The organism is Levilactobacillus suantsaiihabitans (genome assembly GCF_004745505.1).
Taxonomy (GTDB): Bacteria; Bacillota; Bacilli; order Lactobacillales; family Lactobacillaceae; genus Levilactobacillus; species Levilactobacillus suantsaiihabitans.
Genome location: NZ_RKLX01000012.1, coordinates 1 through 13306, shown reverse-complemented (window position 1 = coordinate 13306; position 13306 = coordinate 1). Strand labels below are relative to the sequence as shown.

General features: G+C 51.5%; 15 protein-coding genes and 1 other annotated feature. All 15 genes read left to right on the top strand.

Annotated features, from left to right (window positions below; all coding sequences use genetic code 11):
* Positions 1-5: 5 nt before the first annotated feature.
* Positions 6-1388: a DNA repair protein RadA gene (gene radA, locus EGT51_RS08100; protein ID WP_135368211.1), complete on the top strand. Its 1383-nt coding sequence runs from the start codon at positions 6-8 to the stop codon at positions 1386-1388.
* 31 nt (positions 1389-1419) lie between these two features.
* Complete coding sequence (locus EGT51_RS08095) at positions 1420-2598, top strand: PIN/TRAM domain-containing protein (protein WP_135368210.1); 1179 nt, start codon at positions 1420-1422, stop codon at positions 2596-2598.
* A 496-nt stretch (positions 2599-3094) separates the two neighbouring features.
* Complete coding sequence (gene gltX / locus EGT51_RS08090; protein ID WP_135368209.1) at positions 3095-4585, top strand: glutamate--tRNA ligase; 1491 nt, start codon at positions 3095-3097, stop codon at positions 4583-4585.
* Positions 4586-4750: 165 nt separating this feature from the next.
* Positions 4751-6163, top strand: a complete 1413-nt coding sequence (gene cysS / locus EGT51_RS08085; RefSeq protein WP_135368208.1) for a cysteine--tRNA ligase — start codon at positions 4751-4753, stop codon at positions 6161-6163.
* The gene (locus tag EGT51_RS08080) at positions 6163-6570 is read left to right on the top strand and encodes a Mini-ribonuclease 3 (protein ID WP_135368207.1); all 408 of its coding nucleotides are present in this window, start codon (positions 6163-6165) and stop codon (positions 6568-6570) included. The genes cysS and EGT51_RS08080 overlap by 1 nt, the downstream gene beginning before the upstream one ends.
* Entirely contained in the window at positions 6570-7340 is a 771-nt protein-coding gene (gene rlmB, locus EGT51_RS08075) for a 23S rRNA (guanosine(2251)-2'-O)-methyltransferase RlmB (protein WP_135368206.1), read from the top strand. The genes EGT51_RS08080 and rlmB overlap by 1 nt, the downstream gene beginning before the upstream one ends.
* Before the next feature lie 29 nt (positions 7341-7369).
* Positions 7370-7951: an NYN domain-containing protein gene (locus EGT51_RS08070; protein ID WP_135368205.1), complete on the top strand. Its 582-nt coding sequence runs from the start codon at positions 7370-7372 to the stop codon at positions 7949-7951.
* Between the two features lie 885 nt (positions 7952-8836).
* Positions 8837-9397, top strand: coding sequence for a sigma-70 family RNA polymerase sigma factor (locus EGT51_RS08065; RefSeq protein ID WP_225428703.1), 561 nt, complete (start codon positions 8837-8839; stop codon positions 9395-9397).
* A gap of 75 nt (positions 9398-9472) precedes the next feature.
* Entirely contained in the window at positions 9473-9622 is a 150-nt protein-coding gene (rpmG, locus tag EGT51_RS08060; RefSeq protein WP_082153174.1) for a 50S ribosomal protein L33, read from the top strand.
* A 43-nt stretch (positions 9623-9665) separates the two neighbouring features.
* Entirely contained in the window at positions 9666-9842 is a 177-nt protein-coding gene (secE, locus tag EGT51_RS08055) for a preprotein translocase subunit SecE (protein ID WP_135368203.1), read from the top strand.
* Positions 9843-9966: 124 nt separating this feature from the next.
* Complete coding sequence (gene nusG / locus EGT51_RS08050) at positions 9967-10518, top strand: transcription termination/antitermination protein NusG (protein ID WP_125575615.1); 552 nt, start codon at positions 9967-9969, stop codon at positions 10516-10518.
* Between the two features lie 168 nt (positions 10519-10686).
* On the top strand, positions 10687-11112 hold the full coding sequence (gene rplK, locus EGT51_RS08045) for a 50S ribosomal protein L11 (protein ID WP_020088139.1): 426 nt from the start codon (positions 10687-10689) through the stop codon (positions 11110-11112).
* 98 nt (positions 11113-11210) lie between these two features.
* Positions 11211-11909: a 50S ribosomal protein L1 gene (rplA, locus tag EGT51_RS08040; RefSeq protein ID WP_135368202.1), complete on the top strand. Its 699-nt coding sequence runs from the start codon at positions 11211-11213 to the stop codon at positions 11907-11909.
* Positions 11910-11980: 71 nt separating this feature from the next.
* Positions 11981-12105, top strand: a sequence feature (ribosomal protein L10 leader region).
* A 24-nt stretch (positions 12106-12129) separates the two neighbouring features.
* Positions 12130-12636 carry a 50S ribosomal protein L10 gene (gene rplJ, locus EGT51_RS08035; protein WP_135368201.1) on the top strand — a complete coding sequence of 169 codons (507 nt, stop codon included), beginning with the start codon at positions 12130-12132 and terminating at the stop codon, positions 12634-12636.
* 50 nt (positions 12637-12686) lie between these two features.
* Positions 12687-13052 (top strand): 50S ribosomal protein L7/L12, encoded by a 366-nt coding sequence (rplL, locus tag EGT51_RS08030; RefSeq protein WP_125575618.1) that lies wholly within the window; start codon positions 12687-12689, stop codon positions 13050-13052.
* Positions 13053-13306: the final 254 nt, after the last annotated feature.

The window sequence follows — 13306 nt, the reverse complement described above, 5'->3', positions numbered from 1 at the left end:
TCTTCGTGGCTAAACCAAGAACAACTTATGTTTGTCAAAATTGTGATTACAGTTCACCGCGCTATCTGGGACGTTGCCCAAATTGTGGCGAGTGGAACACCATGGTGGAAGAAGTTGTGACACCAACTGCCGCTAAGGCCAAGCCGCAATCGACGCGGACCGCAATTGGTAGCGAACAGTCCCGCCCCCAATTGATGAAAGACATTAAACATTCAACGGAGACACGGACCAAGACCCAGATGGAAGAGTTGAACCGGGTCTTGGGTGGCGGTATCGTGGCCGGTTCCTTGATTTTAATCGGTGGGGATCCCGGCATTGGGAAATCCACGCTGCTGTTACAGGTATCTGGTCAGTTGAGCGAAACGGGGGGCAAGGTTCTCTACGTTTCCGGGGAAGAAAGTGCCTCACAGATCAAGATGCGCGCGGACCGGTTAGTCGTCAACAGCGACAATTTGTACCTGTATCCGGAAACGGACATGGCCAGCATCCGGGCCAACATCGAGCAGATGCAGCCGGACTACGTGGTCATTGACTCCGTGCAGACCATGCAGGCCCCGGGGATCGAGTCGGCCATTGGGTCGGTCTCGCAGATTCGCGCCGTGACCGGTGAATTGATGCAGATTGCCAAGACCAACGGCATCACCATCTTTGTGGTCGGTCACGTGACCAAGGGTGGCGCGATTGCCGGACCCAAGATCTTGGAACACATGGTGGATACCGTGCTGTACTTTGAAGGCGATTTGCACCACACCTACCGGATCTTACGGGCGGTCAAGAACCGCTTTGGCTCGACCAATGAGCTGGGCATTTTTGAAATGCGCGAGGGCGGTCTCTATGAAGTCGCCAATCCGTCGGAAATTTTCCTGGAGGAACGGCTTAAGGATGCGACCGGTTCGGCCATCGTCGTGTCGATGGAAGGCACGCGGCCCATCTTGGTCGAAGTCCAGGCGTTGATCACGCCGTCGGTCTTCGGTAACGCGCAACGTACCTCGAGTGGGCTGGACCGCAACCGGGTCTCACTACTGATGGCGGTGCTGGAAAAACGGGCCAATCTGATGCTCCAAAACCAGGATGCTTTCTTGAAGGCGGCCGGGGGCGTTAAGCTAGATGAACCTGCCATTGACCTGGCCATTGCGCTGGCGATTGCCTCCAGTTACCGGGATACCGCGACCGCGCCGACCGATTGTTTCGTCGGAGAAGTTGGCTTGACCGGGGAAATCCGGCGGGTCAACCGGGTCGAATCCCGGGTCGCCGAGGCCAAGAAACTCGGTTTTAAACGGATCTTTGTTCCTAAGAATAATCTGCAGGGCTGGACCGCACCAGACGGCATCGAAGTCGTTGGCGTGTCCACGTTACGGCAGACGTTAAAATTAGCCCTCGGCGTGTAGCGTCAGGGACCTTGAAGGGAGGTGAACAAATATGCGTAAAAAAACGGTTGTTTTAATTATCTTCGCCATCTTAGGTGGAGTCATGGGAGCGGCGTACTTCTCCCGGCTCTGGCTCTTGATGGGGATGACCAACCGCTTGATTGACAACGTCTTCGTGAATATTTTGCTTGGAGCCATTATTTTCCTCATTCTCGGATTACTCTTCGCGGGCGTGATTTTGCGGTTGATCAATCGGATTGAGACTTACCTGAACAAGCAAAACCCCATGACCATTATCTTTGGGAGTTTACTCACCATCGTGGGGCTGGCGTTAGCCTTATTGATTTCACAATTTCTGTTTCACGTGCCATCCTTCTTCATTGGCACGGTGATTCCGTGGATCTTGATGCTTCTGTTTGGCTACTTTGGCTTCCGCATTGGGGCCCGCTTGAGCAAGATTCGGTTAGAAGAGTGGCGCAAGCTGTTCCAACCGCGGGGTAAAAAGGCCGAAGAAGAGGCTGACAAGAAGGTCTTGGACAAGGAGACCGAACCGAATTTCCACCATTATAAGATTTTGGATACCAACATCTTAATTGACGGACGGATTTACGATTTGGCCAAGACGGGCTTTCTGGAAGGCACGCTGCTGGTGCCCAACTTTGTCCTGTACGAGTTGCAGTACATTGCGGATTCCAGCGACTCCATCAAACGCGTCCGGGGTCGGCGCGGGCTGGACATCTTGAACAAGTTACAAAATGAACACATCATGCCCATCGAGATGTACGAAGGCGACTTCGAAGACATCCCCGAGGTCGATAGTAAATTGATTGCCTTGGCCAAGCAAAACGGCGGGGTCATCGTGACCAATGATTACAACTTGAACAAGGTCATCCAGTTCCAAAACGTCCAGGTCTTAAACATCAACTCTTTAGCCAACGCCTTGAAGCCACGGGTCATTCCGGGAGAAAATCTCCACGTAATGGTCGTGAAAAACGGGACGGAACGGCAACAAGGGGTGGCCTACCTCGACGACGGCACCATGGTCGTGGTCGAAGACGGTCGTTACTTCATCAACAAGCAATTGGATGTGGTCGTCACCAGTGCCATTCAAACGGATGCTGGTCGTATGATCTTCGCCAAGCCGCTGCATTCAACGAAGAACATCGAAGACCAAAAGAAAGCGAACAAGGGCAACGCCACGACGGGAAAGAATTCGAAGTCATCGCGTTAACGCCTAAGAGAGTGGGCCGAAAGGCGATTGGCTAGCTGCCTGTTGGCGCACGTTTCAGTTATTTAAAGTTAACACGCAAGAGTCTGGACCAAGTGTTGTCCAGGCTCTTTTTATTAACGGAAGGTTGAAGGACGAAAATCAGTTGGAATCATTGTTATCATGCGACTCGTGGCGTTAAGATTGCTCGTTGACAGCTTCACAGCGGAAACTGACCGCCTACCGTTCGCCAAATATGGATTGGAACGCTGGGGCGGATCGAGCCAACGAGCGGTCTCGACACCTCGTTTTGAGCCGAAGGTCGCATTTCAAAGACGCCAGTTGTCTAGGCGGCCAGCACAAGCCCGTATTGCCGCCAGAAAGTCCCCCAAAAACAAATTTTTCCAGCGGATTAGGAGTGAGTCCTTTCTTTTTCCGCTTGAGCATTGTAAAATTAAGACATTCTGTCATAATTGACTATTGATTATGAATAAAACTTTTAGAAAGAGGCGCAAACGTTTTGGCGAAAAATTCAATTCGGGTTCGGTACGCACCGAGCCCAACCGGTCATTTACACATTGGTAATGCCCGGACAGCCATTTTTAACTATTTATTTGCCCGTCACAACAAGGGTAAGTTCATCATTCGGATCGAGGATACGGATACGAAACGGAACATTGCTGATGGTGAACGGAGCCAATTAGAAAACTTAAAGTGGCTTGGTTTGGATTGGGACGAAGGTCCTGACGTCGGTGGCGACTACGGTCCTTACCGTCAGTCTGAACGCCGTGACATTTACACCCCACTGATCCAACAACTGTTGGACGAAGGCAAGGCTTACGAATCTTACCGGACAGAAGAAGAACTGCAAGCCGACCGGGAAGCGCAAAAAGCCCGCAAAGAAATGCCACACTACGAATACGAATACGCTGGGATGACCGAAGATGAAAAGGCTGCGGCCATCGCTGACGCCAAGGCTAAAGGCTTAAAGCCAGTGATTCGGTTCCGCGTGCCAAAGGATGAAGTCTTTGAATGGGACGACATGGTCAAGGGCCACGTTTCTTTCAACTCCGATACCATCGGGGGAGACTTCGTCATTGCCAAGCGCGATGGCATGCCAACCTACAACTTTGCCGTGGTTGTTGACGACCACAAGATGGCCATCAGTCACGTCTTCCGGGGCGATGACCACGTGGCCAACACGCCTAAGCAATTGATGATCTACCAAGCATTCGGCTGGGAAGCCCCTAAGTTTGGGCACATGAGCTTGATCATCAGCAAGGATACCGGTAAGAAGTTATCCAAGCGTGACGAATCCGTCTTACAATTCATCGAACAATACCGCGAATTGGGTTACCTGCCAGAAGCCATGTTCAACTTCATTCTGTTGTTGGGCTGGTCACCAGTGGGTGAAGACGAAATCTTTAACCGTAAGCAATTCATCAAGATGTATGATGAAACGCGGTTGAGTTCTTCACCAGCCACCTTTGACAGTGATAAGCTGGAATGGTTGAACAACCGTTACGTCAAGGATGCCGATGACAGTACGATCATGGACCTGGCCTTGAAGCAATTGATCAAGGCTGGCAACATTCCGGCTAACCCAGACAACCAAACGATTGAATGGGCACGTCAACTGATCAACCTGTACAAGCGGCAAATGAGCTACATGGCGCAAATCAACGACATGGCCTCGGTCTTCTTTGAAGAACCCGACCAAGTCAGCGGGGAAGCCTTTGATGAAATCAATAACGAAACGGCACCCGTCGTTTTGAAGGAATTCGCTGCGCAGATCGAAAAGCTCGACCTCTTTGACTCCGTGGAAATCTTCCACGTGATCAAGGCTGTTCAAGCCAAGACGGGCATCAAGGGTCGGCAATTATGGATGCCGATTCGAATTGCGGTGACCCACGAAATGCACGGGCCAGAATTACCAGAATCCATTGAATTAGTGGGACGGGAGACCGCCTTACAACACATTCACCAGACCTTAGCCCAATTAGAAGGCTAATGATTTGGTAAAGAAGCCGGATGAGGGCCAATTGGCGCTTCATTCGGCTTCTTTGTTGTCGCCGGAATATGCTACAATGGACCTAACTCATTTAGTCGGGTGGCCTGGTCGGTGTTGGTTAGGGCCCAGGCTGAATTTAACTAATGAAGCGAAAGGAGCTTCGGCATGCTCAAAGTTTTTAATACCATGACTCGCCAAAAAGAAACATTCGAACCCATTACTCCGGGAGTGGTCAACATGTACGTGTGTGGCCCGACCGTTTACAATTACATTCATATTGGGAATGCGCGTAGTGCCATTGCCTTTGACACTATTCGCCGGTACTTTGAATACCGAGGCTACCAGGTGAAATACGTGTCTAATTTCACCGACGTCGATGATAAAATGATTAACGAAGCCCGCAAGGAAGGCATCACGGTGCCGGAATTAGGGGACAAGTTTATTGCGGCTTTCAAGGAAGATACGGCGGCGCTAAACATTGAACCCGCCACGGTCAATCCGCGGGCGACGGACCACATCCCCGAAATCGTGGCCTTTGTCCAGGACCTGATCGATAAGGGCTATGCCTATCCGGTCGATGGGGACGTGTACTACCGCGCCCACAAGTTTGCACACTATGGGGAATTGGCCCATTTGAACCTGGATGATTTGGAAGAGGGCGCTTCGCAGCACACCAACGATGAGGAGACGGCGCGTAAGGAAGATCCCGTTGACTTCGCCCTGTGGAAGGGCGCCAAGCCGGGGGAAATCTCCTGGCCTTCCCCATGGGGTGCCGGGCGGCCGGGCTGGCACATTGAGTGCTCGGTCATGTCGACGCACTATCTGGGCGATACCTTTGACATCCACGGCGGTGGCGAAGACCTGATCTTCCCACACCACCAAAACGAAATTGCCCAAAGTGAGGCCAAGACCGGCAAGCCATTTGTCCACTACTGGCTGCACAACGGCTTCGTCACGGTGGGGGATGATGATGAGAAGATGAGCAAGTCGCTGGGGAACTTCGTGACGGTCCACGACATTTTGAAGACCGTCAATCCCCAAACGCTGCGCTTCTTCATGGCCACGACGCAGTATCGCCGGCCGATTCAATACACCCAGCAAAACCTGGACACTGCGGAACGTAACCTGGAACGCCTACAGACGGCCTATGACAACATGGGCTACCGGCTCAAGGATGCCGAAGCCGGCAATGATCCCAAGGTGGAACAAGAAACGCGGCAAATCGTGGCCGACTACATCGACGCCATGGATGACGACTTTAATGTGCAAAATGGGGTCGCGGAAGTCTTCGAACTCTCCCGGCTCGGCAACGTTTACGCGGAACGGCCCGTGGTCTTTGCCGGTACGTTGAAATTCATGCGGCAAACGCTGGCGGAATTGTTGAGCGTCTTTGGCGTGAAGCTGACGGCCGCCGCTGAATTAGATGACGACCGGATTCAAGGCCTGATCGACGAGCGGTTGGCTGCACGTAAGGCCCGCAACTTTGAACGCAGTGATGAGATTCGGGAACAATTGAAGAATCAAGGAATTATTTTGGAAGACACGCCCCAAGGGACGCGTTGGCGAAAGGGAAATTAATGACAACTGAAGTAGATTATCAACAATTAAACGGGGTGGCACTGGCCTACATGGGGGATGCCGCTTACGAGGTCATCATTCGGCGGCACCTGATTGCGGCTGGTTTAGCCAAGCCCAATCATTTGCAAAAGAAGGCGACCCATTACGTCTCGGCCAAAGCCCAAGCGGCGTTGATCGACCTGATGGAACAAGACGGGATTTTGAGTGAGGACGAATGGACCATGTTCAAGCGCGGGCGCAATGCCAAGAGCTACACCCACGCCAAGAACACGGATGTCGTGACCTACCGCATCTCCACCGGGTTTGAAGCCTTGATGGGCTATCTGGCGTTGAGCGGACAGCAAGACCGGGTGGATGAACTCGGCCAGTGGTGCATTGAACAAGTAGAAGCGGGGCGGACTGAATAATGACAGAAAATCAAGCAAACACGGAAACCAGCAGCGACTTTGTGATCGGTCGGCACCCAGCCGTCGCCGCTCTGCGCAGCCAACAGGCCATCAACAAGGTCTTCTTGCAAAGCGGGCTCAAGGCCGAGGCCATCGACGAGATTCGCCAGTTGGCCAAGAAGCGCCATTTGGTCATCTCCGAGGTGCCTAAGCAAAAATTAGACCTCTTGACGGACCACCAAAATCACCAAGGCGTCGCACTGGGCGTGGCGGCCTTTGCCTATGCCACGATCGATGACCTCTTCGCCAACGCCGACAAGGCCGGCGAAGCACCGTTCTTCTTGATCCTGGACGGCGTCGAAGATCCCCACAATCTGGGCTCCATCTTGCGGACGGCCGATGCCAGTGGCGTGCACGGGATCATTATCCCCAAGCGCCGAGCGGTCGGCTTGACGTCCGTGGTGGCCAAGACCTCGACTGGAGCCATTGAACGGGTACCCGTTGCGCGGGTCACCAACCTGGTCAACACGGTCAAGGAACTGAAGGACCGCGGCTTGTGGGTCTTCGGGACCGACATGGCCGGGACCGATTACCGCGACTGGAACGCCAAGGGCGCCAGTGCGCTCATCATCGGCAATGAAGGCAAGGGCATTTCCCGACTCTTGAAGGAAACGGTCGATGAGATGTTGACGATCCCGATGGTCGGCCAAGTCCAAAGCTTAAACGCCAGTGTGGCCGCGGGCCTGTTGATGTATCAAGGGTTTAGCTCACGGCATCCCGTGCAACACTGAGCTAACGGCATGAGCGAGGGAGCAAGTCAATGAAAGAGGACATTTTAATTGTTGATGCCTATAACATGATTGGCAACTGGCCCAAACTCAATCGGCTCAAGTTAACGGACCGGTTACCCGAGGCCCGCGACGAGTTGCTGAACATGCTGGCCAATTATAAGAAATTACGTGATGCCAAAATCACCGTGGTCTTTGACGCGATGTACGTGCCGGGCATCTCCAAGAGTTACAAGCAGTTCGACTTGGAGGTCGTCTGGACCAATCGTGACGAGACGGCGGATAGTTATATTGAAAAATTAGCGAAGGAACGGCAGACGCGCTTCACCCAAGTGACGGTAGCCACCAGTGACCAAGCCGAGCAGTGGACCATCTTTTCGGAAGGGGCCTTGCGGATTCCGGCGGGCGAACTCCTGAGAGACATCGAGCGCGCCCAAAACGAAGTGAAGCAAACGGCCCGTGAATTCGCGGATCGCGGCATCGTCCGCAAGTCGCCATGGAACGACCAACAGCTCTACAAGCTGGAAAAGTTGCGTGACCAAATGATGGCGCAACCGGAAAAGGCGGCCAAGCGGTCTAAGGCAAAGAAAAAGCGTGGGCCCAAGGGCGATTAGCCGGCGAGCGGTGTTAAGCGAAGCCGGCTGCCCGTTGGCGCACGTTTCGGTTATTTAAGGGTAACGTCTGAAAGCCTGGGAAGCTCCCAGGCTTTTTTTGCATACACTGGGGTGGCCTTGCCGTCCGTCCAATATGGGCTGGAACGTTACCTAGCCAGTTGTCTATGGTTATCAGGAACCACCGCTGGTAATGGTTATTGGCAACCATCCTCGGAGCCGAAAGTGGCGTGAAATCCAGGCTCAGCCGAAGAATTTACCAGTCCTGCCAATGCAGCTCCCCCTCAGTAATGCATGTCCACAAGTGATGGTAAAGCAGTTGCCATCGCCGCAGATTTAACTGGGGGTCAAGCTGGAAATCTTTAAACAAGTGGTCACTGGCAACCACCACCGTAGCCGAAAGTGGCGTAAAATCTGCGCTCAGCCGAGGGGTTTGCCAGTCCCGCCAATGCAGCTCCCCCTCAGTAATGCATGTCCACAAGTGATGGTAAAGCAGCTGCCATCGCCGCAGATTTAACTGGGAGGTCAAGCTGGAAATCTTTAAACAAGTGGTTACTGGCAATCACCACCGTAGCCGAGAGTGGAGTGAAATCTAGGCTCAGCCGGGGAATTTGCCAGTGGGTTTTGCTGGCAAATTGGTGACTTTGAGACAGTGGTCTTCTGGCTCAAAGCAAGCGCCGAGACCGGGCTTTGGCTCGGGGCGTCCTCCCCCAGCGTTCCGGCCTAGAATTTCACGCAACGGCAGGCGACCAGTTAACACGATGTCGCCAGAACCAACCGGTTTATAACAAAATAAATTTCCGGTTAAACGAGCGTTCGCTATGGCAGGGCGCGGGTCTCCCGTAGACTGAAAGGACTACGAAAAGGGAGGCGTTACCCGTGTTTGATATGTCCGATGACGACCTGATTGACTTGCTCCGCCGCGACCTGGATTCCCCCGCATTGCTGATCTTATTTGAGCGTTACCACCCCGTGCTCCAGCGACTACAAAAACAGTACTTTATCCCCGGCTTCGATCAGGAAGACTGGGACCAAGAGGCCCTGTTGGTGCTCTGCAGCACGGTGCAGCGCTTCAAAGACGACCTGTCACGCAGCTTTGGGGCATTTTACCGGCTACGGTTGCGTCACCGAGTCTTTGATTTGATTCGCCAAAGCCAGGCCTTAAAGCGGCGGTTAGCGCGGGAATCGTTGTCCCTGGAGGCCGAGGCGGCTTACTTTGCGGACACGCTACCGGATCAGCGGTGGCTCTTGCGCGAGCAGTTGGAGGCCAAGGAGGCCGTGTATCAGGTCTTGCCGCGGCTATCGGCGGTCGAACACAGCGTCTTTCACGGCATTTTGACCGGGCAATCGTTGCACGCCATCAGTCAGGAACAAAATTTGACCGTCCCGCAAGTTCAGGCCGCGTCGCACCGCAGCCAGGCCAAGTTGCGGGAACTGCTCGCGGAATGATTGACGGCGGGGGCAAACGATGGTAAGCTACTACAGTATGAGTAGCGCTAGGTTTTAATAGAAGGTGGTGGCAAAATGGCTCAACGAAAGATTGCTTTAGCTTGTTCAGTTTGTGGGTCGCGGAATTACACCATCACCGCGAGTGCGACCCGCACGAAGCGACTAGAGGTTATGAAGTTCTGTAAATACTGTGGGAAACACACCTTACATCGTGAGACCCGTTAATTTTGACAACAATGACAAACACTAATTTTAGGGAGGCAACACCATGCGTTTAATCCGTTTCTTCAAATCGGTCGGTGCCGAAATGAAACAAGTTTCTTGGCCCGGCGTTAAGCAGACCCGGCACGATACCGGTACTGTAATTGGCATCTCAGTTTTGTTCGCAATCTTCTTTGCGGTCGTTGACTGGGTCGTTCAATATGGCTTAAAGTTCCTCGCCTAGTGGAATTGTCGGTAGTCAAATCACGTAAAATATGCTATATTAGTTGGTAACAGGGAACTTCGTGTACGCGGAGTTTTTTTATTTTGCTCGAAAAGTCAATGATATTAAAAGGAGTGCACCAAACATGGTTGAGTCAGCTGAAAAGCAATGGTACGTTCTTCACACCTACGCAGGGTACGAGAACAAGGTTATGGCAAACTTGGAATCCCGGGCCGAATCAATGGGAATGCAAGACAACATCTTCCGCGTGGTTGTGCCGGAAGAAGAGGAACACGAAGTTAAGAACGGTAAGGACAAGGTCACGATGGAAAAGACCTTCCCTGGCTACGTCTTAGTGGAAATGGTCATGAGTGACCAAGCTTGGTACATCGTGCGGAACACGCCAGGTGTGACCGGGTTCTTGGGATCCCATGGGCAAGGGAGTAAGCCAACGCCGCTGTTGCCAGATGAAGTCGAACGGATTTTGCGGCGCGTGGGGATTTCTGCGCGGCACGCCGATCTGGACGTGGCCCCTGGCGATTCTGTCACCATCGTGGACGGCGCCTTCAGTGGCTTAGTCGGTAAGATTACCGAAGTTGACAACGAAAAGATGAAGTTGAAGGTCAACATCGACATGTTCGGCCGGGAAACCAGCACGGAACTGAACTTCGACCAAGTCGACCCCATTCTGAAGTAGTGCCGCGGCTGGTCACGGACCAGTTTCGCCAATGTTTTCAGAAAATAACTTGTTGCGGTTAGTAAAATGTGGTATGATTCTCAGGTATGCGTGACGCATATGCACAAAGTGGGAGGGGCAAACTAACAGCCCCACTTACCACACACGGACTCAAGGAGGTATTGTCTCGTGGCTAAAAAAGTAGCTAATGTCGTTAAATTACAAATTCCTGCGGGTAAAGCAACCCCAGCTCCCCCAGTTGGACCAGCTTTAGGTCAAGCAGGTATCAACATCATGGGCTTCACTAAGGAATTCAACGCTCGTACCGCTGACCAAGCTGGTATGATCATTCCTGTTGTGATCAGTGTCTATGAAGATCGTTCCTTTGATTTCATCACCAAGACTCCGCCAGCAGCAACGCTGTTGAAGAAGGCTGCTGGTGTTGAAAGTGGTTCCGGCGAACCTAACACGAAGAAGGTTGCTACTGTAACCAAGGATCAAGTTAAGCAAATCGCTGAAACTAAAATGCAAGATCTAAACGCAGCTGACGTTGAAGCAGCTATGCGCATGATTGAAGGTACTGCCCGGAGCATGGGCTTCACGGTCGAAGGTTAAGCTCAGTTTTCGGATAGTCGGACACTTCACGAAAATGAAATGTGTCAAGTGGGAGGTTTATCCGTTACAACCACATTTGCAAGGAGGAATACACAAAAATGGCTCACAAACGAGGTAAGAATTATCAAAACGCTGCCAAGATGGTCGAGGCTGACAAGGTCTACGCCATGGGCGAAGCTGTTGATTTAGTTAAGAAGATGGATTTCGCTAAGTTCGATGCAACTGTTGAAGTTGCTTTCAAGCTTAACGTTGATACGAAGCAAGCGGACCAACAACTCCGTGGCGCATTAGTATTGCCAAATGGTACCGGTAAGGAAACCACGGTAATCGTATTCGCTAAGGGTGATCAAGCTAAGGCTGCTCAAGCTGCCGGTGCTGACGTTGTTGGCGACCAAGACTTAGTTGAACGTATCCAAGACGGCTGGTTAGACTTTGACGTTGCCATTGCAACGCCAGACATGATGGCCCAAGTTGGTCGTTTAGGTCGGGTCTTAGGTCCTAAGGGCTTAATGCCTAACCCTAAGACGGGTACGGTGACGATGAACGTCGAAAAGGCCGTTTCCGATGCTAAGAATGGTCAAGTTACCTACCGGACTGACCGTGACGGTAACGTCGCTGTTCCTTTTGGTAAGGTTTCCTTTGATGCTGACAAGCTTGCCGGCAACTTGAAGACCATTGCCGAAACGATTGTTCGTATTCGCCCAGCCGCTGTGCGTGGGACTTACGTACAACACGTTTCAATTGCTTCAACGTTTGGCCCTAGTGTCAACGTTGACTTGGCTTCTTTATTAGCCTAAGTTAAAGCAAAACTAAAAAAATCCCTAGCAATGCATTGACAGCAATGTCGAAGTATTGTATACTATTGAAGTTGTATTTAATAGATCTACCTAAGACTCAGGTGGCCTAATGGTCTTAATTTCCTGCCGAGGCAGAAGTTTACTTAAACTTTTGACTCCTTATGTCTTGGTGGCATAGGGATTTTTTTATCCCACCAAACTACTCCGGGAGGTGAACAATTTGAGTGAACAAGCTATTGCAATTAAAGCTAAAAAGGTTGATGAGGTTGTTGAAAAGTTCAACAACGCCACCAGTGCTATCGTCGTTGACTACCGTGGTTTAACCGTTGAACAAGTAACGGACTTACGGAAGCAATTGCGTGAAGCCGGCGTTCAAATGAGCGTCATCAAGAACAAGATTTTGGTTCGGGCTGCAGAAAAGGCTGGCTACGAAGGTTTAAACGAACTCTTCGCTGGTCCTACTGCCGTTGCTTTCTCTGACGAGGATCCAATCGCCCCAGCTAAGGTTTTGAAGAAGTTTGCAGATAGTGTTGACGCCCTTGAAATCAAGGGTGGTTACATCGAAGACAAGATCATGTCTATCGACGAAATCAACACCTACGCAACGTTGCCTAGCCGTGAAGACCTGCTCTCTATGCTGGCTAATGTCTTACAAGCACCAGTACGGAACGTGGCTTACGCTGTTAAGGCGATTGCTGACAAGGGTGACGAAGGCGACGCAGCCTAAGTCCCTGATTGAAACATAAATATAAAACCCAATTATTGGAGGAAAATAACATGGCTTTTGATAAAGATGCTATCATCGCTTCTCTTAAAGAAGCATCCATTACTGACCTTAACGACTTAGTTAAGGGTATCGAAGACGAATTCGGCGTATCCGCTGCTGCCCCAGTTGCTGCAGCCGGTGCTGCTGGTGGCGACGCTGCTGCCAAGGATTCATTCGACGTTGAATTAACTGAATCTGGTGACGCCAAGGTTAAGGCTATCAAGGCTGTCCGTGAAATCACTGGTTTAGGTTTGAAGGACGCTAAGGGTCTTGTTGACAACGTACCATCTGTCATCAAGGAAGGCGTTTCTGAAGACGAAGCTAACGACATCAAGGAAAAACTTGAAGCCGTTGGTGGTACCGTTACTTTGAAGTAATTACGTACTCAAAAACGAACCGTTGCCTGTTGTGGGTGACGGTTTTTTTGTGTCTAAAATTAAGTGGAAACGCGCTGTCCTCGTCAGTCAAAAATGCCAGCGGAGAACACCACAGAATGGCTGCTGGTAGTTTTATAGGCTCTTTGTCAACCGGTGTTGATGGGGAGAATTTGAGAGGTTCAATTCACTTACGAATTGGGCCTCTTTTTTGGACCCGAATATTGAATTCAATCTGTATTCTGTAGTGGAAGTTA